The organism is Microbacterium salsuginis, from assembly GCF_012524205.1.
Lineage (GTDB): Bacteria > Actinomycetota > Actinomycetes > Actinomycetales > Microbacteriaceae > Microbacterium > Microbacterium salsuginis.
On record NZ_JABACI010000006.1, the window covers coordinates 142,830 to 164,226 of the forward strand.

A 21,397-nucleotide genomic window follows, 5' to 3' on the forward strand; every position below is an offset into this window, starting at 1 on the left:
TCGGCATGGACCCCGCTGTCGTCGACGTCGCTGTGATCGGCGCGGGGCAGGCGGGACTCTCGGCCGCCTACCACCTTCAGCGTCGAGGCTTCGTTCCGCAGGGCAGAGCCGTTCCGGAAGACCGGACCTTCGTCGTCCTGGACGCCGACGACCGACCCGGGGGAGCGTGGCAGCATCGCTGGCCTTCGCTGCGGATGGCGACGGTCAACGGCATCCATGAGCTTCCCGGGTTCGCTGTGCCGCCCGCGGACCCCGCCGCGGCCAGCCGCGACGTGCTGCCGGCCTATTTCGCCGAGTACGAGCGGCGTTTCGCGCTGGAGGTCAGACGACCCGTCAGCGTGCGCGCCGTGAGTCGGGCGGACGAGGACCCACGAGGTCGCCTCCTGGTGGACACCGACCGCGGGTCGTGGAGCGCGCGGTATGTGATCAACGCGACCGGCACGTGGACCCGCCCGTTCTGGCCGCGCTATCCCGGGAGCGAGCGCTTCGCTGGGCGTCAGCTGCATGTCGCGGACTACGTCTCGGCGGACGAGTTCGCCGGACAGCGCGTCGTGATCGTCGGGGCAGGGGTGTCGGCCGTGCAGCTGCTCGACGAGATCTCGCGGGTCGCCGACACGTTGTGGGTCACCCGTCGCGAACCGCAGTGGATCGACGACGAATTCGACATCCCGGCGCGGGTGGCGGCGATCGCGGGTGTCGAGGATCGCGTGCGCCGCGGTCTGCCGCCCGGCAGCGTCATCTCGGTGACCGGCTTGCACTGGTCGCCCTGGGCGCGCGCGGCACAAGCGCGCGGCGTGCTCGTCCGGCATCCGATGTTCACCGCGATCGAGCCCGGCGGCGTGCGCATGCCCGATGGAAGCTTCGAACCGGCCGACGCGATCCTCTGGGCCACGGGGTTCCGTCCGGCATTGGGCCATCTGGCTCCGTTGCGGCTGCGAACGCCGGATGGCGGAATCCGCGTCGAGAACGGGCGCTCGATCGACGAGCCGCGCCTGTTCCTCATCGGCTACGGACCGTCGCAGTCCACGGTCGGCGCCAACCGCGCGGGGCGGGATGCGGTGCGGGCGATCGCCGCGGACGGCGCGGCGGCGTCGCAGCCGTCTCTGGCGGCTTCGGACGCCGCCTAGGCTCGAATGGCGAGAACGCGCGACACGACGAAGGAGACCCCATGGCACGCATCCTGATCTTCGGCGGACACGGCAAGGTCGCGCTCCTGCTCGAACCGCTGCTCACCGCGCGCGGTCACACCGTCACCGCCGTCGTGCGCAACCCCGGCCACGAGGCGGACGTCGCCGCGACCGGTGCACAGCCGCTCGTGGCCGACATCGAGGCGTTCGATCTCGAGCAGCTCACCAACCTCGTCAGCGGCAACGACGTCGTCGTGTGGTCCGCCGGCGCCGGCGGCGGCGATCCGCGCCGCACGTACGCCGTCGATCGGGACGCCGCCATCCGCTCCATCGAGGCGGCGGTCGCCGCCGGCGTCGAACGCTATGTCATGGTCTCGTGGATCGGCTCCCGCGCCGACCACGGCGTGGCCGCCGATTCGTCCTTCTTCCCCTATGCGGAGGCCAAGTGGGCGGCCGACCGCCACCTCACCGGGTCCGGTCTGGACTGGACCATCCTCGCCCCGGGATCGCTCACGCTCGAGCCGCCGACCGGCCGCATCGAGCTTGATCCGGAAGGCTCCGGCGCGGTGTCGCGCGCCGACGTCGCCGCCGTGATCGCCGCGACGATCGCCGACGACTCCACGATCGGTCGCACGATCCGCTTCGGCGGCGGCGCCGAGCCGATCGGGCACGCGATCGCCGGCTGAGATCAGTCCTCGCTCGAGTGCAGGCCCCGCCGCGTCGAGAGCAGGGTGATCTCGGGCCGCTCGGCGACGGCACGCTCGGCGCGGTCGAGCACATCCCGGACGTGCGACGACCCCGACGCCACGACGGCCACGCCGACGACGGCGCGCCGGTGCAGATCATGGTCGGCCACCTCGGCGACCGCGGCCTCGGTGCGCCGGCTGAGGTCGGCGATGAGGGGGCGAAGCACGCTGCGCTTCTCTTTGAGCGAGTGCACATCGCCCAGCAAGAGGTCGAACTCGATCCACCCGATCCACATGGCCCCATCGTTGCAGGGGAGCCCGTCCGAGGGCACCGCCCTGCAGGGCGCCCGGCCGTCGTGCGATGCGCGACGCGCCGCGCGCCTTCCCACACGCGCCCACGGTTGCGGTAGAACAGCAGAAGTCGCGTTCTGGGGGGATCGCCTGTTCCGCAGATCCGAAGGGACCCCTCACCGTGAAGCTGGTCAGACGAATCGTCGTCGTCCTCATCATCGCTTTCGCCGTCTTCTACCTCGTGACGAGACCGCAGGATGCCGCGAACGCGGTGCAGGGCGCCGTGGGCGCCGTGTGGGGTGCGGGAGTCGCCGTCGTCGACTTCTTCGTCGCCCTCGCGGGCGGATGAGCGTCTTCGACCCGCGGATCGACAAGCACCTCATCGCCGATCAGGGCGAGGTGGTGATCGACGAGGTGCGAAAGCACTGGGCCGCGACCGTGGGTGCGACGCTGGAGCTGCTCGCCGGAATCATGGTGCTGCTCATCTCCCTGTTCGTGCCGCCGCAGGCCTGGTGGGTGCCCGCCGTGCTCGGCGGTGCGATCGTCGCCCACGCCGGCTGGCGCATCCTCGAACAGCGCATGGACCGGTTCGTGATCACGAACATGCGCGTGTTCCGCGTGCACGGGATCCTGTCGCAGCGGATCGCGACGATGCCGCTCGCGCGGATCCTCGACATCTCGGTGCACAAGCCCGTCATCGGGCGGATGTTCGGCTACGGCCATTTCGTGTTCGAGTCCGCCGCGCAGGCGCAGGGGCTGCGTGAGATCCGCTTCGTCGGCGACCCGGACGACCGCGGGCTCACGATCCAGCGCGTCATCCAGCAGGCCGGCCTGCGCGGCTTCATCGCCCAGCAGCCGGGCGGGGCGCCGGAGCTCTCGCGCCATCCGCCGGAGCGCGCGGCGGAGCCGGCTCCCGTCGTCCGGCCGATGACACCCCCGTTGCCCACGGTTCCGGCGTCGGTCGCGGCCTCGCGCGGCACCGGCGCTTCCGGCGGATGGGAGTGGCTCGCCGACGCCCAGCGCCGGGAGGAGCGGCGCCTGGAAGAGCTGCGCGGCGGCACCGCCGAGGCGGACGGCGCGTTCGATCCCGATCGCACCACGACGGCGCCCATCGACCTTCAGCGCTGAGCCGGATCGGATCCTGAGGGAACATCGCGGCGGACCGCCGCGTTCTGATACCCTGGAGCGTCACTCGTGTGGCTATCTCGCCACGCCTGGACGACCGGTCGACACCGGCGCCGAGGATCCCGCAAGGACGACGTGACATCGCACGAAAAGAATCCGCTTCGCCTCGGCTCGCGCTTCGTCCTGCTTCGCTCGCTCAGCGATCGAAGAAGAAGAAGCGCGATGTGCCGAGGCCCGACACCCCAACCCAACAAGGACAACCCACTACATGACTAGCGCAACGACCGCCCCGGCCACCAAGCAGGTCGCGATCAACGACATCGGATCTGCCGAGGACTTCCTGGCCGCGGTCGAGAAGACTCTGAAGTTCTTCAACGACGGCGACCTGATCGAGGGCACCGTGGTGAAGATCGACCGCGACGAGGTCCTCCTCGACGTCGGCTACAAGACCGAGGGTGTCATCCCCTCGCGAGAGCTTTCCATCAAGCACGACGTCGACCCCAACGAGGTCGTCAAGGTCGGCGACGAGGTCGAAGCCCTCGTTCTCCAGAAGGAGGACAAGGAAGGCCGCCTCATCCTGTCCAAGAAGCGCGCACAGTACGAGCGCGCCTGGGGTGACGTCGAGAAGATCAAGGAGACCGACGGTGTCGTCACTGGCCAGGTCATCGAGGTCGTCAAGGGCGGTCTGATCGTCGACATCGGTCTGCGCGGCTTCCTGCCCGCATCGCTCATCGAGCTGCGCCGAGTGCGCGACCTGACGCCGTACCTCGGCCAGGAGATCGAGGCGAAGATCCTCGAGCTCGACAAGAACCGCAACAACGTCGTGCTCTCGCGCCGTGCCCTGCTCGAGCAGACGCAGTCCGAGTCGCGCACCACGTTCCTCAACAACCTGCACAAGGGCCAGGTCCGCAAGGGCACGGTCTCGTCGATCGTCAACTTCGGCGCGTTCGTCGACCTGGGCGGCGTGGACGGTCTCGTGCACGTCTCCGAGCTGTCGTGGAAGCACATCGAGCACGCGTCCGAGGTCGTCGAGGTGGGCCAGGAGGTCACCGTCGAGATCCTCGAGGTCGACCTGGACCGCGAGCGCGTCTCGCTGTCGCTCAAGGCGACGCAGGAGGACCCGTGGCAGGTCTTCGCCCGCACGCACGCGATCGGTCAGGTCGCACCGGGCAAGGTCACCAAGCTCGTTCCGTTCGGTGCGTTCGTCCGCGTCGCGGACGGCATCGAGGGCCTCGTGCACATCTCCGAGCTGTCGGGCAAGCACGTCGAGCTCGCCGAGCAGGTCGTGTCGGTCGGCGAAGAGGTCTTCGTCAAGATCATCGACATCGACCTCGAGCGTCGCCGCATCTCGCTCTCGCTCAAGCAGGCGAACGAGTCGGTCGACCCCTTCGGCACCGAGTTCGACCCGGCGCTCTACGGCATGGTCACGGAGTACGACGAGAACGGGGAGTACAAGTACCCCGAGGGCTTCGACCCCGAGACCAACCAGTGGAAGGAAGGCTTCGACGAGCAGCGCGAGAAGTGGGAGCAGGAGTACGCTGCCGCCCACTCGCGCTGGGAGGCTCACAAGGCCGCCGTCGTCAAGGCCATGGAGGCCGAGGCAGCAGCTCCCGCCGAGGCCCCGTCGAGCTCGTTCTCGTCCGACAGCGGCCCCGCAGGCACGCTGGCCGACGACGAGGCACTCGCCGCGCTGCGCGAGAAGCTCTCGGGTCGCTGATCCGTCCGTCGCTCCGGCGACGCACAGCCGAAAGGGCCGTCACCTCTGGTGGCGGCCCTTTCGCCGTCCGTGGGGGTGGTCCGGCGTAGGGTCGTCGCGTGGAAGACCGGCGACCGGCACGATGCCTCGTGAACGATGACGGATGCCGCGGCGCGGTGCCGGGCGACGCTCCGGTGGCGCTGTGCGAGGCCCACCTGACGATGGTGGCGGACTGGTCCGCCGCCGAGCACGGCGTGACCGACGTCCTGCCCTCGCCGTGCCTGCTGTGCGGCTCGAGGTTGGGCGTGCGCTGGCCGTCCGGGTGGGTGTGCGCGGTGTGCGAGTGGCGGCACGGGGAGGTCCCGGATCACGAGCTGCCGCCGCCGCGCGTCGACGTGGTCTACTACCTCCGCTACGCCGATCGCGTGAAGATCGGGACGACGGCGAATCCGCGCCAGCGCCTCGCCGTGATCTGGCACGACGACCTGCTCGCCTTCGAGCGTGGGGATCGTGCGCTCGAGCGGCGACGGCACGAGCAGTTCGCCGAGGAGCGGTACGGCGGCACCGAGTGGTTCCGTGCGTCCGACCGGCTGCTGGCGCACGCCGACACGGTGCGTCGCGGCGACGCCGAACCATGGGACCGCTATGCCCGGTGGGTGAGCGAAGCGATCGCCGCCCGCGGGTGACGCGACCCGAGTCGGCGCGAGGCCGCGCCAGGCTCCTGACGTCCCGCCGCGGCATCCGTTACGGTCGCCGTATGAGTGCCACCACGCAGGATGCCCCGCCGGCGCCTGCCGGACGAGGATTCGGTGAACGGACCGCGCCCGAACTCGGACCGGATGTCGTCGACCGGACCCGGGATCGCACCGCGACGCTCAACCAGCTGCTGCTGGCGTCGGTCGTGTTCGTGCTGGGGATCCTCGTGCCGCTCAGCGAGTTCGCCGGCGACGCCGTTCTCTTCTTCACGGGCGTGGTCGCCGTCATCGCGGTGACCGGTGCGACCCTGCTCGTGTCCTGGAACCGGCTGCCGCGAGGCTGGGTCGCGGCGGTCCCGGCGATGGACATCCTCGCGATCGCCGTCCTTCAGGTCGCCGCGCCGGAATCGGCACTCAGCCTGCTGTGGATCTTCCCGATCACGTGGCTGGCCGGCGGGTTCGGGCTTCTGGGCGTCTTCGGCGCGATGGGCGCGGTCGTCGCGATCACCGGGGTCCTCATCGCGCTGAGCGCCGGAGATGTGACGTACCAGACGCTCCTGCTTCCGCTCGTGCTGCTGGCGGTGGCGGCGACCAGTCATCTGAGCACTCGTCGCTCCGAAGCCCAGCGCACCCTGCTGGCGAAGCAGTCGCATCTGCTGCGGAGTGTGCTCGCGAGCACCCGACGCCAGGAACAGGTGGTGACCGAGGTGCTCGACGCCGTCGATTTCGGCGTCGTGCGCATCGACGCCGACGGCACGGTCGCCGTGGCCAACGACGCACAGGGTCGCCTGCAGCGCGCGCTCGACCCGGAGGCGGGCCAGCCCGCGTTCCGGGACGACGGCATGACGAGGCTTCCGCCCGACGAGCTTCCGGTGGAGCGGGCGCGCCGCGGTGAGTCGTTCGACGACCAGGTGGTGTGGTTCGGCTCGGATCCGGCGACGCGGCGCGCCCTGACGATCAGTGCGCGCCGGCTCACCGATCCCGACGGTCGCGACGCCGGCGCCGTCGTGGTCTCGCGGGATGTCACCAGCGAGCTGAACGCCCTGCGTGCGCGGGACGAGCTCGTCGCCTCGATCTCGCACGAGCTGCGCACGCCGCTGACGTCGATCCTCGGCTATCTCGACCTGGCGATCGAAGATCCCGGGCTTCCTGAGACGGTGCGGGCCGACCTCGACATCGCCGAGCGCAACGCGGAGCGCCTGCTGCGCATCGTCGCCGACATCCTGACCGCCTCCAGCTCGTCGCCGTCGTCGGTGGAAGCATCGCTCGCCCGCCAGCAGCTGGATGCCCAGGACGTCGTGCGCTCGGCGGCGGAGGCGGCGCTTCCACGCGCCGAGACGCGCGCGATCACGATCGATACGACCGGGCTCGAGCCGGCGCCCGTGTGGGCCGACCCGATGCGGGTGCGGCAGGTCGTCGACAACCTCGTCGCCAACGCGATCACCTACAACAAAGACGGCGGCGTCGTGTACCTGGGCACGACGACCGACGGCGCGTCCAGCTGGATCCTGGTACGCGACACAGGGGTCGGCATCTCGGATGCCGACCGCTCACGGCTCTTCCAGCGCTACTACAAGGCCGGCGGTGCGCGGCGGGCGGGCACGGGCCTCGGACTCGCGATCACGCGAGACATCGTGCGCGCCCACGGCGGTGAGCTGGGTCTGCACAGCTCCCTGGGGGCGGGCACGACGTTCATCGTCAAGCTGCCCGCTCTGAGCACGAGGGGGAGCGCGCCGTGAGTCTCGACCTGGCGAGCCTGCTCGTCATGACAGCGCTCGTGGTGAACGTCAGCGGCGTCCTGTTCATCCTCGAGACGTTCCTGCGCCGTGACGAAGGCGCCGGCCGCATCTGGTCGGTCGGTTTTCTCGCGGGCATGCTGACGACCCTCGCCTACATGATCTGGGCGCAATCGCCCGGCGCATGGTGGGCGATCGCCGTGGGCAACGCCGCCTTCGTCGCCGGGACCGGCTGCATGTGGCTGGGATGCCGGCGCTTCAACGGGCGGTCGATGACCTGGACCTCCGTGCTCGTGGCGGGTGCCGTGGTCGCCGCGGGTCTGGCCGTCGCCGTCGAGGGCTCGTCCGGCGGCGACTGGGCCGGCGCTCTGTGGATGTTCGTCCCGCTGCTCGGCTTCGCTGGCGCGGGAGCGGTCGAGTGCCTGCGAGGGACGCTGGGGGAGTCGCGGACGGCATGGGTGCTGGGCGCGGTCCTGGGCTTCCAGTCCCTGTATTACGTGGCGCGAACGACGGCGTTCGTCACGGCCGGGCCCGAGAGCGCCCTCTTCGAATCGGTCTTCGGAACGGTGAACACGAGCTTCCTGACGGTCGCCCTCACGATCGTGGCCGTCGTCGTGACTTCGGTGCTGCGCGCCTCGCGCGCACCGATACGCGGGTACCTCAGGCGCTCGGCGGAGTCCGTCGCCGACATCGGCGACCAGGCGGAGTTCGACGCAGGGCTCGCCGCCCTGGTCCGCCGCGCGTCCGCGCGGTCGGAGGTCGTCGCCGTGACCGCGGTCCGCATCGAAGACCTCGAGCAGATCTCGACCGCGTTCGGCAGCGATGTCGCCGCCGCCCTCGGCGAGGCGGCACGAGCCGGAGTGCGGCGGCACGCGCCGACGAATGCCCTGGTCGCGGAGGACGGCGCCACGGGTCTCCTCGTCGCACTGGCGGTGTCGTCTGAGCAGGAGGCGCGGCGTCAGGCCGCCGCCATCTACCGCGGACTCTTCGACGACCTCGGACGCGTCGGGGGAGGTGTGATCCCCGTGGTCGGTGTCGGCGTGGCGATGAGCGGCAACGGCAACGACCCCGATGACCTCACGCGAGCCGCGCGCGACAGCGCGAACCGCGCAGCACGCAGTGTCGAGACCACGGTGCTGATGGGTGACGCCGAGTAGCGGCATCCGCTCCCGTGTCGATCACGCGGTCAGCCGGTACCCCACGCCCCGCACCGTCTCGATCCAGCGTGGCTCGGCGGGCGATTCACCGAGCTTGCGGCGCAGATTCGCGACATGCACCTCGATGGCGCGGGCGTCGCTGTCGCTGACGAAGTCGATTCCGGTGTGCTGTTCGCCGCGCAGCATGAGCGCCAGATCGGACTTGGCTCGCACGCGCCGTCCGGCCTCGAGCAGGTCCGCGAGGATGTCGAACTCGCTGCGTGTCAGTTCCACCTCGTCGCCGTCGACGGTCACCAGTCTCGTCTCGGCGTTCAGGCGCAGACCATGGTGCTCCGCCCACTCGTCCGGTGCCGCCGGCGCGGTCCCGCCGCCGTCGCCGGCGGCGACGTGTCGCGGGCGGCGGAGCATCGCGTCGATGCGTGCGCGGAGCTCGCGCGGCCGGAACGGCTTCGCGACGTAATCGTCCGCGCCGGCCTCGAGGCCCTGCAGCGCGTCGATCTCCTCGGTCCGGGCGCTGAGCATCACGATGTAGGTCGGACTGATCGCGCGGATGCGCTTGGCGGTCTCGAACCCATCGATGCCGGGCATGTTGACGTCGAGCGTCGTCACGAGCGGGCGGCGTTCGCGCACGAGCTCGATGCCGCTCGTCCCGTCCGCGGCGCCGTGGACCTCGAATCCGGCCTGCGAGAGCACCGTCGACAGGAGCGAGCGGATGTCCTCCTCGTCCTCGATGACGACGGCCACGCGCGATTCTTCCACCGATGCACCTTCCGGATCCGATGACTCGATGAGCGGATCCTGGATGTCGTCGGCCATGATATCCCAGAAGACGGCACGGAACGGGTGCTCTTGACCTGCCATCAGCGTGTCCCGTCGTGGTGGCCGCCGTGGAGAGCGGGGCCATTCCCCTCGCCCCGCCCTGCGCACGGTCGGCGCGCACCAGCGGGAGTGGCGACCGCCCCCACGGTCGCCGCTCCGCCGTGCCGAGGACAGGCCCCGCCGCGCCTGGTGCGGGCGCGGCGCGTGCGGTCGGGCGGGCGGCCGTCAGACGTCACCTCGTCACCTCCGACGGTCTTGCCCCGCCCTCCCCAGGTCCGCAGGCGGGCCTGTCTTTTCGGGTGCCTCGACGGTACCGCCGCGTCCTCAGACCAGGCTCAAGCGCGGCTCAGGATGAGCCCAGGATCGTCGCCGGCCGTGCGCCCACGATCGGGCGGCGCATGGCATCCTCGAATCATGCCTCTCGTCGCGCTCACCGGCGGCATCGCCTCGGGGAAGTCCACCATCGCCCGGCGGCTCGCCCACCATGGTGCGGTGATCGTCGATGCCGACCAGCTCGTCCGCGACGTGCAGCAGCCCGGCTCGCCGGTCCTCACCGCGATCGCCACCGAGTTCGGGGAGCGGATGCTGCGCCCTGACGGCTCACTCGATCGCGCGGCCCTGGGCGCCCGGGTGTTCGGCGATGAGGCGGCGGTGGCCCGGCTGAACGCGATCGTGCACCCCGCGGTGCGGGCCGAGTCGTCGCGGCGCTTCGCCGAGGCGCTCGCTCGGGATCCCGCAGCGGTCGTGGTGTACGACGTGCCGCTGCTGGTGGAAGCCCGGATCGGCGACCCGTGGGAGCTGGTCATCGTCGCACACGCGCCCGCCGACGTGCGCCGTCGCCGGCTGGTCGAGCTGCGCGGTCTGACCGAGGCCGACGCGGACGCGCGCATCGCCTCGCAGGCGTCCGACGACGACAGGCTGGCGGTGGCGGACGTCGTGATCGACACCGCCGGAACACTCGATGAGACCCTGCAGCAGGTGGACGACGTGTGGCGCCGGCTCGATGAGCACATCTCGGCCCGCGCCACCGCACGGCGGGCGTAGGCTTCTGCCACACACGGAGGTTCACATGGGCGTGTTCTCGAGATTCCGGCGACGCAGGACGCCCTATCGCGCGCTGAGCGACGAGGAGCGCATCGCGCGGTATGTGTACCTGCTGAACACGCTGCCGGCGTCCGTGATCGAGAGCGCCCACGCATCCGCGTTCCGAGAGATGCCGGCCGAGCGGCGCCGCGAGATGTTCGAGCAGCTGCGTCCGTTCATGGCGGAGTCGGAGCGCGAAGCCGCCTCGGACGACCCGACCGTGCTGGCCCGACTGGTCCGTCGCGCCGAGGAGCATCGCGCGCAACGCGCCGCGGGCGGTGGAGCGGGCGCGGGTACGGCGCCGACGGCGACCGCGATCCGCTCGGACGCCCCATGGGTCGATCCGCGCGACGGCGTGGACGTGCGCGGCATGCTCGCGACCAGCGGCGTCATGCTGCTCATGGCGAACAACGTCCTGGCCTCCAGTGCGGTGATCAGTTACTACACGATGGGTGCAGGGTCGCTGCAGCTCGAGTCGGAGCCGGGCTGGGTCGGTGAGACCTTCGATCCCGGCACCGGGCTGGACGGTGGCGGGGCGGGTGCCGGTGCCGGTGACTTCGGCGGCGGTGTCGACGGCGGGCTGGGTGGAGGCTTCGACGGCGGCTTCGGCGGGTTCGGCGGCGGAGGATTCGACGGCGGGGGCGGGTTCGGCGGCTGACACGCCGCATCGCAGTCGTCCGGGCCGCGGCGGTCCCGGCCCCGGTGTCGGAGGGGCCGCCTACGCTTGATGTGTGCAGACCACGCGATCCGTGCGGCCCTTCGAGGTCGTGAGCGACTACGAGCCGTCGGGGGACCAGCCGCAGGCGATCGCCCAGCTCGCCGCCCGCATCAACGCCGGCGAGACCGATGTCGTGCTGCTCGGCGCGACCGGAACCGGAAAATCGGCGACCACCGCGTGGCTCGTCGAAGCCGTTCAGCGGCCGACTCTCGTCCTTGCGCACAACAAGACGCTGGCGGCGCAGCTGGCCAACGAGTTCCGCGAGCTGATGCCCCACAACGCGGTCGAGTACTTCGTCAGCTACTACGACTACTACCAGCCCGAGGCCTACGTCCCGCAGACCGACACCTTCATCGAGAAGGACTCCTCGATCAACGCCGAGGTGGAGCGGCTGCGGCACTCGACGACCAATTCCCTGCTCTCCCGACGAGACGTGATCGTGGTCTCGACGGTCTCGTGCATCTACGGCCTCGGCTCGCCCGAGGAGTATCTGCGCGCAATGGTGGCGCTGCAAGTGGGGGAGCGCTACGACCGCAACGCGCTCATCCGCAAGTTCATCGCGATGCAGTACAACCGCAACGATGTCGACTTCTCACGCGGCAACTTCCGGGTCCGCGGCGACACGATCGAGATCATCCCGGTGTACGAGGAGTACGCGATCCGCATCGAGATGTTCGGCGACGAGATCGAGGCGCTGTACATGCTGCATCCGCTCACGGGCGATGTCATGCAGCGCATGGACTCGGTGCCCATCTTCCCTGCGACGCACTACGCGGCGGGCACCGAGACCGTGCAGCGCGCGATCGGGACGATCGAGCACGAGCTCGAGGAGCGCCTGAAAGAGCTCGAGTCGCAGAACAAGCTCCTCGAGGCGCAGCGGCTGCGCATGCGGACGACGTTCGATCTCGAGATGCTGCAGCAGCTCGGCTTCTGCTCGGGCATCGAGAACTACTCGCGTCATCTCGACGGCCGCATGCCCGGCGAGCCGCCGCACACGCTGCTGGACTTCTTCCCCGACGACTTCCTCATGGTGATCGACGAGTCGCACGCCACGGTTCCGCAGATCGGCGCGATGTACGAAGGGGATGCCTCACGCAAGCGCACGCTGGTCGAGCACGGCTTCCGGCTGCCCAGCGCAATGGACAACCGCCCGCTGCGCTGGGACGAGTTCAAGGAGCGCGTGGGCCAGACGGTGTACCTCTCCGCGACTCCGGGCCGCTACGAGATGGGCATCGCGGACGGCGTTGTCGAGCAGATCATCCGCCCGACTGGCCTGGTTGACCCCGAGATCATCGTCAAGCCGTCCAAGGGTCAGATCGACGACCTCCTCGAAGAGATCCGCGTCAGAGCCGCGCGTGATGAGCGCGTGCTGGTCACGACGCTGACCAAGAAGATGGCCGAAGAGCTGACCGACTTCCTGGGCGAGCACGGCGTCCGGGTGCGCTATCTGCACTCCGACGTCGACACGCTGCGCCGCGTGGAGCTGCTGAGCGAACTGCGGGCGGGCGTGTACGACGTGCTCGTCGGCATCAACCTGCTGCGCGAGGGCCTCGATCTGCCCGAAGTGTCGCTGGTGGCGATCCTGGATGCCGACAAGGAGGGCTTCCTGCGCAGCGGCACATCGCTCATCCAGACCATCGGCCGCGCCGCCCGCAACGTGTCGGGCCAGGTCCACATGTACGCCGACAGCATCACCGATTCGATGCGCAACGCCATCGAAGAGACCGACCGGCGCCGCGAGAAGCAGGTCGCGTACAACAAGGAGCGCGGAATCGATCCGCAGCCGCTGCGCAAGCGCATCGCCGACATCACCGAGGTGCTCGCGCGCGAAGCCTCCGACACCGAGCGGATGCTGCGCGGCAAGGCCGCGGCCAAGAACAAGTCGGGCAAGGGCAAGTCGCCGACGCCGCAGCTCCGCCGCGAAGGGATCGCCGCCGAAGGGGCGGAGCAGCTCGAGGCGACCATCGCCGACCTCAGTACGCAGATGCTCGCGGCCGCGGGCGAGCTGAAGTTCGAGCTCGCCGCCCGATTGCGCGACGAGGTCCAGGACCTCAAGAAGGAGCTGCGCGCCATGGAGCGCGCCGGGCACGCCTGACGCTCAGCGCGGGGTGCGGCGCTACGGGCAGTGCATGAGCGGCTTCGGCCCGGAGCGGTCGAAGACGTGGTGTGCGACGGGTGCGCCGCACAGCGGGCACGCGCGTTCGGCGCGCTCGGCCGCTGACGGCGGGGGAGCCGTCTCGTACGGCCCGACCGCGGCGGGGCCGGCAGCTCGGATCAGAGTCGCGTTGATCCACTGATACCACCCGCCCGCCTCACGGACCCGTTCGCGCAGCGGTCGCCGGTCGGCGCGTGGTCCAGTCGAGTCGGTCATGATCATTAGTGTACTAACGATTAGGACGTTAGGATTCACGAGTGACCGTCGCAACACCCTCCCCGGACGACCTGCTCAAGCTCGACAACCAGGTCTGCTTCGCCCTGGTCACCGCCGCACGCAATGTCGTCGGCATCTACCGGCCGATCCTCGAGCCTCTCGGCCTGACGCACCCGCAGTACCTCGTGATGCTCGCCCTGTGGGAGGAATCTCCCCGTTCACTGCGAGATCTGGCCGCCGAGCTCGCGCTGGAGCCGGCCACGCTGTCACCCCTGGTGAAGCGGCTCGAGGCCCAGGGCCTCGTGACCCGTGCGAGACGGGGGCAGGACGAGCGCGTGCTGGACGTCGGTCTCACCCCGCGCGGGACTGCGCTGAGGGAGCAGGCGCTCGATGTGCCGGAACAGGTCATGCGGCGCGTCGGCGCAGACGCGCAGGGGCTCGTCGCGCTGCGAGACGCACTCGCTCCGTTCGCGGGGCGCCGGTGAGTCGCGCGGATTCGTTCTAGGCGAATGCCCGGCGATCTCTTAGGGTCGAAGCGGTGCGACGCTGCCCACCCGACCCGGGGGACTCCCGACGCGCCTTCTGCACCGGCTACGAAGAGAGAAGCACCACCCATGCGATCTGGTCAGCGTCCCGCACCCCCATCCCTCCACCGTCGCCGCGCCTTCGGCGCCGTCGTCGCCGTCTGTGCCGTCGCCGCGACGGCACTGGCCGCCGCGCCCGCCGCCCAGGGGGCCGCGACTCCGGTGGAGATCAATCTCGTCACCGTCAACGACTTCCACGGACGTATCGAGCAGTCCGCCCCCGCCGGAGGTATCGCGGCACTCGCGCAGGCGGTGAATCAGGTCCGCGCCGGCAACCCGAACACGGTCTTCGCGGCGGCAGGCGACATGATCGGAGCATCCACGTTCACGTCGTTCATCCAGAACGATGTCCCGACCATCGAGACGCTCAACGAGGCGGGTCTCGAAGTGAGCGCGGCCGGCAACCACGAGTTCGACAAGGGCTGGGCCGACCTCGAGGGACGCGTCCAGGATCTTGCCGACTGGGAGTACATCGCCGCCAACGTCTACGAGAAGTCCACCGGGCAGCCGGGGCTCGCGGAGTCGTGGGTGAAGGAGATGGAGGGCATCAAAGTCGGCTTCATCGGTGCCGTCACCGAAGAGCTGCCGTCGCTCGTCGCGCCCGCCGGCATTCAGGACATCGAAGTCCGCGACATCGTCCAGAGTGTCAACGCCGTCGCCGACAGCCTCACGGACGGGATCGCGAGCGACACGAACCTGGAAGCGGACGTCCTCGTGCTGCTGATCCACGAGGGTGCCCCTGGCACCTCGCTCGCAGCGGCGACCGATCCGGGGACGGCCTTCGGCGAGATCGTGAACAATGTCACTCCGAAGGTGAACGCGATCGTCTCGGGCCACACGCATCTCGCCTACAACCACGAGGTGCCCTACTCGGGAGACACCGGCATGCGGCCGGTCATCTCGTCCGGCCAGTACGGAGAGAAGTTCAGCGACATGCGGATCACGGTCGATCCGGAGACGAAGCAGGTGCTGTCGATGGACAACACCGTCGTCGACATGTACTGGGACCACGACGCGAACCCGGCGACGGCCACCGTGCCGCGCTACACCGTGCCCGCGGGCGACCCCATCGCCACGATGGTGGCTTCGGCCGTGGCGGCCGCGGAAGGACCCGGTTCGGTCAAGCTCGGCGACATCACCGCGGACTTCAACCGTGCGAAGCAGGCGAGCGGCGCGGAGAATCGCGGCGGAGAGTCCACGCTGGGCAACTTCGTCGCGGACGCGCAGCTGTGGTCGGCGCGGCGCACCGATCCCGCGACGCAGATCGCGTTCATGAACCCGGGCGGTCTCCGTGCGGACATGGCGTTCGCGCCGGACGGCGTGCTGACCTACAAGGAAGCCGCCACCGTCCAGTCCTTCGCGAACACACTCGTGACGCTGACGATGACCGGCGACCAGATCCGGCAGGCGCTCGAGCAGCAGTGGCAGCCGTCCGGCGCGACGCGCCCGTTCCTCAAGCTCGGCATCTCGTCCGGCTTCGAGTACGTCTACGACCCCGCCGCAGCGTCCGGGTCCCGCATCAGCCGGATGACTCTGGACGGGGTCGACATCGACCCGGCCGCGTCGTACCGCGTCGTCGCGAACTCGTTCCTGGCCTCGGGCGGCGACAACTTCGCCGCGATCGGGCAGGGGAGCGACAAGCGCGACACCGGCCAGGTCGACCTCGAGTCGATGGTGGCGTACATGGCCGAGATCGGCACCGCGAGCCCTGACTACGCACAGCGATCGGTCGGCGCGACGCTGCCCGCAGCGGGCGCCCAGGGGTACGAGGCCGGCAGCACGTTCGACATCGCCCTCTCGTCACTGGACTTCAGCACCACGGAACCGCGCGTGACGACCGTCGACGTGGCGATCGGAGGCACCGCTGCCGGCTCGGGCGCGGTGTCGCTCTCGCTGCCCAGCACGCACGGCGACGGCAGTGGAACGGCGACGGTGTCGGTGACCGTTCCGGAGGGCATCACCGGTGACGCCCCGGCCGGGACGGCCACCCCGGTGCCGCTGACCATCAGCACCGCGACCGGCACGAGCGTCGAGATCACGATCCCGGTGTTCGAGCGGGCCGACAGTGTCACCATGGGCTTCGCGAACAAGATCATCGCGAAGGCGCAGTCGGCGGTGAAGTTCACCGCGATCGTGTTCGCCGAGGACGGAGCGCCGGCCGTGGGTGATGTCACGATCCTCGACGGCGACCAGGTGATCGCCACGGCGACCCTCACCGAGGCCGACAACGGCGTCGTGAAGGTCAAGCTGCCGCCGCTCGGAAAGGGCGTCCACCAGCTGTCCGCCGCGTATGCGGGGAGCGACTCGGTCAAGCCGTCCGAGAGCACCGCGGTGCCGGTCCTGGTCTGGTAGCCGCCCCTGGCAGCAACCCGTGAAGGCGGGGTCTCCGGCGCCCGTGTCGGAGGCCCCGCCTAGACTTGTCGGGTGCCCATCGTCCCTGTCGCCATGCCCGGAAACGCTGCCGGAAACAACAGCGGAAAGCTCAGCGTCCGCGGTGCCCGCGTGCACAATCTCAAGGACGTCGATCTCGACATCCCACGCGACTCTCTCGTGGTCTTCACGGGCCTCTCCGGCTCCGGCAAGTCCAGTCTCGCGTTCGACACGATCTTCGCCGAGGGTCAGCGTCGATACGTCGAGTCACTGAGCGCGTACGCCCGCCAATTCCTCGGTCAGGTCGACCGGCCCGACGTGGACTTCATCGAAGGACTGAGCCCGGCCGTCTCGATCGACCAGAAGTCCACCAACCGCAACCCGCGGTCGACGGTGGGCACGATCACCGAGATCCACGACTACATGCGCCTGCTGTGGGCGCGGATCGGCGTGCCGCACTGTCCCGAGTGCGGCGCGGTCATCCAGCGCCAGACGGTCCAGCAGATCGCCGATCAGCTGATCGAACTACCCGAGCGCACGCGCTACCAGATCGTCGCCCCGATCGTCTCGCAGAAGAAGGGCGAGTTCGTCGACCTCTTCAAGGAGCTCGGGGCCAAGGGCTACGCGCGCGCGATCGTCGACGGCGAGCTGATCCAGCTCGCCGAGCCGCCGACGCTCAAGAAGAGCTACAAGCACGACATCGCCGTCGTGGTCGACCGGCTGGTCGCGGCTCCCGGCATCCTGGACCGCGTCACCGACTCTGTCGAGACGGCGCTCTCGCTCGCCGGCGGCCTCATGCAGGTCAACTTCGTCGACGAGGAGGGTGATGCCGCCTGGCAGTCCTTCTCCGAGAAGCTGGCGTGTCCCAACGGGCACCCGCTGCAGCTGACCGAGATCGAGCCCCGGACGTTCTCGTTCAACGCGCCGTTCGGCGCCTGCCCGGCGTGCTCCGGCCTCGGGACCCGCATGTCGGTGGACGTCGACCTCATGCTCGGCGATGAGGACCTGTCCATCCGCGAGGGCGTGCTGATCCCGTGGACCACGCAGGGCAAGGGGCTGTTCCAGTACTACGAGCGGCTCCTCGAGGGGCTCGCGAACGATCTCGGCTTCTCGCTCGACACGCCGTGGAAGAAGCTTCCCGCCGACGTCCGCGAGGCCGTGCTTCGCGGCGAGAACTACAAGGTCACGGTCAAGTGGAAGAACCGCTATGGCCGCGAGATGCGCTATTCGTCGGGCTTCGAGGGCGTCGTTCCGTACATCGAGCGGCAGTACACGCAAGCCGAGTCAGACACGCAACGCCAGCGATGGTCCGAGTATCTGCGCGAGGTGCCGTGCCCGGTCTGCGACGGCGACCGGCTGAAGCCGGAGGTGCTCGCGGTGCTCGTGCACGGGCATTCCATCGCGGATGCCTCGCGGCTGAGCCTCGGCGGGGCACGCGAGTACTTCGCCAAGCTGACCCTCACCGAGCGTGAGGCGACGATCGCCGCCCAGGTGCTGCGCGAGATCCGGCTGCGCCTGGACTTCCTGATCCGCGTCGGGCTGGACTACCTGAGCCTCAGCCGCGCCGCAGCAACATTGTCGGGCGGTGAGGCACAGCGCATCCGGCTGGCGACGCAGATCGGGTCGGGCCTGACCGGAGTGCTGTACGTGCTCGACGAGCCGTCCATCGGTCTGCACCAGCGCGACAACCGGCGTCTCATCGAGACCCTGGTGGCGCTGCGCGATCTCGGCAACACGCTCATCGTCGTCGAGCACGACGAAGAGACCATCCACGCCGCCGATTGGGTCGTCGACATCGGGCCCGGCGCCGGCGTCAACGGCGGCGACGTGGTGCATTCCGGTCCTCTCGCCGAACTGCTGGCCGATCGCTCCTCGATCACAGGCGACTACCTGTCCGGCCGGCGCGCGATCCCCACGCCGAAGAAGCGGCGCAAGATCGACAAGACGCGCCAGGTCACGGTCGTGGGCGCCCGCGAGAACAACCTCAAGAACGTCACGGTCGGCTTCCCGCTGGGCGTTCTGACCGCGGTCACCGGCGTCAGCGGGTCGGGCAAGTCCTCACTGGTCAACGGCATCCTCTATCAAGTGCTCGCGACGCGTCTCAACGGCGCCCGGAGGGTGGCCGGCAAGCACACGCGCGTGACCGGCCTGGACAACCTCGACAAGGTGGTGCACGTCGATCAGGCGCCGATCGGCCGGACGCCGCGCTCGAACCCCGCCACCTATACGGGCGTGTTCGATCGGATCCGCACCCTCTTCAGCGAGACGACCGAGGCGAAGGTTCGCGGCTATCTGCCCGGGCGCTTCAGCTTCAACGTCAAGGGCGGGCGCTGCGAGGCGTGCTCGGGTGACGGCACGATCAAGATCGAGATGAACTTCCTCCCCGATGTGTACGTGGACTGCGAGGTCTGCCACGGCAAGCGGTACAACCGCGACACGCTGGCCGTGCACTACAAGGGCAAGAACATCGCCGAGGTGCTCGAGATGCCGATCGCCGAGGCGGCGGAGTTCTTCGAGCCGATCCAGGCCATCCACCGCTACCTCAAGACCCTCGTCGACGTCGGGCTCGGCTACGTGCGCCTCGGGCAGTCGGCGACGACGCTCTCGGGCGGCGAGGCGCAGCGCGTCAAGCTCGCGACCGAGCTGCAGCGTCGCACGAACGGCCGGTCGATCTATGTGCTGGACGAGCCCACGACGGGACTGCACTTCGAGGACGTGCGCAAGCTGCTCGAGGTCCTGAACGGGCTGGTCGAGAAGGGTAACACCGTCATCGTGATCGAGCACAACCTCGACGTCATCAAGTCCTCGGACTGGGTGATCGATCTCGGGCCCGAGGGTGGCGCGGGCGGCGGTGAGGTCGTGGCGACCGGCACCCCCGAGCAGGTCGCGCGTGTCGAGGGCAGCCACACCGGCGCCTTCCTGGCGGAGGTGCTGGGGCTCGGATCGGCCGTCGAGGCGCGCAAGGCCGGCTGACCCGATGGTCAGATCGGTCCCCACGGTCTCGTATAAGCCCCGGCCGGGCGAGATCCCGACCAACCCCGGCGTCTACCGCTTCCGTGACGGCGACGGTCGTGTGCTGTACGTCGGCAAGGCCAAGAACCTGCGCGCGCGGCTGTCGAACTACTTCGCACCGCTGCACACGCTGCACGAGCGCACGCGACGCATGGTGACCACGGCGGCCTCGGTCGAGTGGACCGTCGTCGCGACCGATGTCGACTCGCTGCAGCTGGAGTACCAGTGGATCAAGGAGTTCGATCCGCCGTTCAACGTCCGCTACCGGGATGACAAGTCCTATCCGTTCATGGCGATCACGCTCGCCGACGAGGCGCCGCGTGTCATCGTGACCCGCAACCGGCGGATCCCGGGGGCGAAGTATTTCGGGCCGTACCCCAAGGTGTGGGCCGTGCACGACACCATCGACCTGATGATCAAGGTCTTCCCGATCCGCACGTGCAGCGACTCGTCCTACAAGAAGGCCATGGCCAGCGGGCGGCCGTGCTTTCCTGGACAGATCGGCCGCTGCGGCGGTCCGTGCTCGATGAAGGTGACCATCGAGGAGCATCGCGCGATGGTCGAGGACTTCATCGCCTTCATGGCCGGCGGCGATCAGCGCTTCACCAGGGAGCTGTCGGCGCGGATGCGCGAGGCCGCGGCCGCGATGGACTACGAGGCGGCGGCGGTCTATCGCGACAAGCTGCAGGCGATCGATGCGGTGCTGAACAAGAGCGCCCTCGTGCTGGCGGCCGACACCGATGCCGACCTGTTCGGGATCGCCGAGGACGAGCTGGCTGCGACCGTTCAGCACTTCGTGATCCGCGGCGGTCGTGTGCGCGGCGTCAGGGCCACGACGATCGAGAAGGAACTCGACATCTCGGGCGGCGATCTCGTCGACCAGGTGCTGCAGCGGACTTACGGCAACGCGGCGAGCACCGACATCCCGCGTCAGGTCCTCGTCCCCTCGCTGCCCGATGACGCGGCCGAGCTCGAGGCGTGGCTGCGGGAGCGGCGGGGGAAGTCCGTGACGATCCAGGTCGCCCAGCGCGGCCGCAAGGCCGAGCTCATGAAGACGGCGACGCTGAACGCACAGCAGGCGCTGATGCTGCACAAGACCCGGCGCACCAGCGACTACGTCGCGCGCACCCAGGCGCTCACCGACCTGCAGGAGGCCCTCGACCTCGCCGAAGCGCCGCTGCGGATCGAGTGCTTCGACGTGTCGCACCTGGGCGGCACGAACGTCGTCGCCTCGATGGTGGTCTTCGAGGACGGGCTGCCCCGCAAGGACCAGTACCGTTCGTTCGGCGTCGCCGAGACGACCGACGACACCGACTCGCTCTACCAGGTGCTCATGCGCCGGCTGGCGTACCTGGACCGACCCGAGGAGAACGAGCCCGACGAGTCCGAGCGCACGGCATCCGTCGTCTCGCCGGACGCCGCCATCGTGACGGATCCGGATGCCGAGGTCGTGACCGCTCGCAAGCGCCCGCGATTCGCCTACCGGCCGCAGCTGCTCGTGGTCGACGGGGGCAAGCCGCAGGTCGAGGCGGCCGCGCGCGCCCTGCGCGACGCGGGGCACGAGGAGGTCGCGCTGTGCGGCATCGCGAAGCGACTCGAGGAGGTGTGGCTGCCGGGGGAGGAGTATCCCGTGATCCTGCCGCGCACGTCGGAGGCGCTGTACCTGCTGCAGCGCCTGCGTGACGAAGCGCACCGCTTCGCGATCACGCATCAGCGCAAGCGCCGTCGCCGCGACATCCAGAGCGTGCTGGCCGAGGTGCCGGGACTGGGAGAGGCCCGCATCAAGGCGCTGCTGCGTCACTTCGGATCGGTGTCCGCGCTCAAGCAGGCCACTCCCGACGAGATCGCGCAGCTGCCCGGTGTCGGCCCCAAGCTCGCCGCCGCGATCCACCTGCACCTCTCGGGCTGACGGATAGGCTGGGACCGA

Annotated in this window: 18 protein-coding genes; 15 read left to right on the forward strand and 3 right to left on the reverse strand. The window is 69.5% G+C overall.

Going from position 1 to position 21,397, the window contains the following annotated elements:
* Positions 1-5 precede the first annotated feature (5 nt).
* Entirely contained in the window at positions 6-1,127 is a 1,122-nt protein-coding gene (locus tag HF576_RS19395; RefSeq protein WP_168914602.1) for an NAD(P)-binding domain-containing protein, read from the forward strand.
* A 41-nt stretch (positions 1,128-1,168) separates the two neighbouring features.
* Positions 1,169-1,813 (forward strand): SDR family oxidoreductase, encoded by a 645-nt coding sequence (locus tag HF576_RS19400; protein WP_168914487.1) that lies wholly within the window; start codon positions 1,169-1,171, stop codon positions 1,811-1,813.
* 2 nt (positions 1,814-1,815) lie between these two features.
* Here the strand turns inward: HF576_RS19400 and HF576_RS19405 are convergent, their stop codons facing one another.
* Complete coding sequence (locus tag HF576_RS19405; protein WP_168914488.1) at positions 1,816-2,109, reverse strand: DUF503 domain-containing protein; 294 nt, start codon at positions 2,107-2,109, stop codon at positions 1,816-1,818.
* 176 nt (positions 2,110-2,285) lie between these two features.
* Between HF576_RS19405 and HF576_RS19410 the strand changes: the two genes are divergently transcribed.
* From HF576_RS19410 to HF576_RS19435, 6 genes are all read left to right on the forward strand, one after another.
* Positions 2,286-2,453: a hypothetical protein gene (locus HF576_RS19410; protein ID WP_168914353.1), complete on the forward strand. Its 168-nt coding sequence runs from the start codon at positions 2,286-2,288 to the stop codon at positions 2,451-2,453.
* Entirely contained in the window at positions 2,450-3,232 is a 783-nt protein-coding gene (locus tag HF576_RS19415) for a PH domain-containing protein (protein WP_168914489.1), read from the forward strand. The genes HF576_RS19410 and HF576_RS19415 overlap by 4 nt, the downstream gene beginning before the upstream one ends.
* A 265-nt stretch (positions 3,233-3,497) precedes the next feature.
* On the forward strand, positions 3,498-4,946 hold the full coding sequence (gene rpsA, locus HF576_RS19420; protein WP_168914490.1) for a 30S ribosomal protein S1: 1,449 nt from the start codon (positions 3,498-3,500) through the stop codon (positions 4,944-4,946).
* Positions 4,947-5,044: 98 nt separating this feature from the next.
* Positions 5,045-5,611 carry a GIY-YIG nuclease family protein gene (locus tag HF576_RS19425; protein WP_343234360.1) on the forward strand — a complete coding sequence of 189 codons (567 nt, stop codon included), beginning with the start codon at positions 5,045-5,047 and terminating at the stop codon, positions 5,609-5,611.
* 71 nt (positions 5,612-5,682) lie between these two features.
* Positions 5,683-7,359 (forward strand): sensor histidine kinase, encoded by a 1,677-nt coding sequence (locus HF576_RS19430; protein ID WP_168914491.1) that lies wholly within the window; start codon positions 5,683-5,685, stop codon positions 7,357-7,359.
* Positions 7,356-8,513 (forward strand): hypothetical protein, encoded by a 1,158-nt coding sequence (locus HF576_RS19435; RefSeq protein ID WP_168914492.1) that lies wholly within the window; start codon positions 7,356-7,358, stop codon positions 8,511-8,513. The genes HF576_RS19430 and HF576_RS19435 overlap by 4 nt, the downstream gene beginning before the upstream one ends.
* 21 nt (positions 8,514-8,534) lie before the next feature.
* Here the strand turns inward: HF576_RS19435 and HF576_RS19440 are convergent, their stop codons facing one another.
* On the reverse strand, positions 8,535-9,272 hold the full coding sequence (locus HF576_RS19440) for a response regulator (protein ID WP_168914604.1): 738 nt from the start codon (positions 9,270-9,272) through the stop codon (positions 8,535-8,537).
* 474 nt (positions 9,273-9,746) lie between these two features.
* Between HF576_RS19440 and coaE the strand changes: the two genes are divergently transcribed.
* From coaE to uvrB, 3 genes are all read left to right on the forward strand, one after another.
* The gene (gene coaE / locus HF576_RS19445) at positions 9,747-10,376 is read left to right on the forward strand and encodes a dephospho-CoA kinase (protein WP_168914493.1); all 630 of its coding nucleotides are present in this window, start codon (positions 9,747-9,749) and stop codon (positions 10,374-10,376) included.
* A 25-nt stretch (positions 10,377-10,401) separates the two neighbouring features.
* Positions 10,402-11,073 (forward strand): hypothetical protein, encoded by a 672-nt coding sequence (locus HF576_RS19450; RefSeq protein ID WP_168914494.1) that lies wholly within the window; start codon positions 10,402-10,404, stop codon positions 11,071-11,073.
* Between the two features lie 73 nt (positions 11,074-11,146).
* Positions 11,147-13,228, forward strand: a complete 2,082-nt coding sequence (gene uvrB / locus HF576_RS19455) for an excinuclease ABC subunit UvrB (protein ID WP_168914495.1) — start codon at positions 11,147-11,149, stop codon at positions 13,226-13,228.
* Between the two features lie 21 nt (positions 13,229-13,249).
* Here uvrB and HF576_RS19460 read toward each other — a convergent pair whose 3' ends face one another.
* A complete protein-coding gene (locus HF576_RS19460; protein WP_168914496.1) occupies positions 13,250-13,504 on the reverse strand; it encodes a hypothetical protein in 255 nt (84 codons plus the stop codon).
* Between the two features lie 41 nt (positions 13,505-13,545).
* On the opposite strand from HF576_RS19460, the gene HF576_RS19465 reads away from it, so the two are divergent.
* The 4 genes from HF576_RS19465 (at position 13,546) to uvrC (ending at position 21,379) form a co-directional block, all read left to right on the forward strand.
* A complete protein-coding gene (locus HF576_RS19465) occupies positions 13,546-13,989 on the forward strand; it encodes a MarR family transcriptional regulator (protein WP_168914497.1) in 444 nt (147 codons plus the stop codon).
* A 129-nt stretch (positions 13,990-14,118) separates the two neighbouring features.
* Positions 14,119-16,440, forward strand: a complete 2,322-nt coding sequence (locus HF576_RS19470; RefSeq protein WP_168914498.1) for a 5'-nucleotidase C-terminal domain-containing protein — start codon at positions 14,119-14,121, stop codon at positions 16,438-16,440.
* Positions 16,441-16,512: 72 nt separating this feature from the next.
* Positions 16,513-19,431 carry an excinuclease ABC subunit UvrA gene (gene uvrA, locus HF576_RS19475; protein ID WP_425523023.1) on the forward strand — a complete coding sequence of 973 codons (2,919 nt, stop codon included), beginning with the start codon at positions 16,513-16,515 and terminating at the stop codon, positions 19,429-19,431.
* 4 nt (positions 19,432-19,435) lie between these two features.
* A complete protein-coding gene (uvrC, locus tag HF576_RS19480; protein ID WP_168914499.1) occupies positions 19,436-21,379 on the forward strand; it encodes an excinuclease ABC subunit UvrC in 1,944 nt (647 codons plus the stop codon).
* Positions 21,380-21,397 lie beyond the last annotated feature (18 nt).

Bases quoted from the DNA above. Each gene is read 5' to 3' on its own strand.
- HF576_RS19395 (WP_168914602.1), top strand. From the start codon at position 6: ATGGACCCCGCTGTCGTCGACGTCGCTGTGATCGGCGCGGGGCAGGCG.
- HF576_RS19400 (WP_168914487.1), top strand. From the start codon at position 1,169: ATGGCACGCATCCTGATCTTCGGCGGACACGGCAAGGTCGCGCTCCTG.
- HF576_RS19405 (WP_168914488.1), bottom strand. From the start codon at position 2,109: ATGTGGATCGGGTGGATCGAGTTCGACCTCTTGCTGGGCGATGTGCAC.
- HF576_RS19415 (WP_168914489.1), top strand. From the start codon at position 2,450: ATGAGCGTCTTCGACCCGCGGATCGACAAGCACCTCATCGCCGATCAG.
- rpsA (WP_168914490.1), top strand. From the start codon at position 3,498: ATGACTAGCGCAACGACCGCCCCGGCCACCAAGCAGGTCGCGATCAAC.
- HF576_RS19430 (WP_168914491.1), top strand. From the start codon at position 5,683: ATGAGTGCCACCACGCAGGATGCCCCGCCGGCGCCTGCCGGACGAGGA.
- coaE (WP_168914493.1), top strand. From the start codon at position 9,747: ATGCCTCTCGTCGCGCTCACCGGCGGCATCGCCTCGGGGAAGTCCACC.
- HF576_RS19450 (WP_168914494.1), top strand. From the start codon at position 10,402: ATGGGCGTGTTCTCGAGATTCCGGCGACGCAGGACGCCCTATCGCGCG.
- HF576_RS19460 (WP_168914496.1), bottom strand. From the start codon at position 13,504: ATGACCGACTCGACTGGACCACGCGCCGACCGGCGACCGCTGCGCGAA.
- HF576_RS19470 (WP_168914498.1), top strand. From the start codon at position 14,119: ATGCGATCTGGTCAGCGTCCCGCACCCCCATCCCTCCACCGTCGCCGC.
- uvrC (WP_168914499.1), top strand. From the start codon at position 19,436: ATGGTCAGATCGGTCCCCACGGTCTCGTATAAGCCCCGGCCGGGCGAG.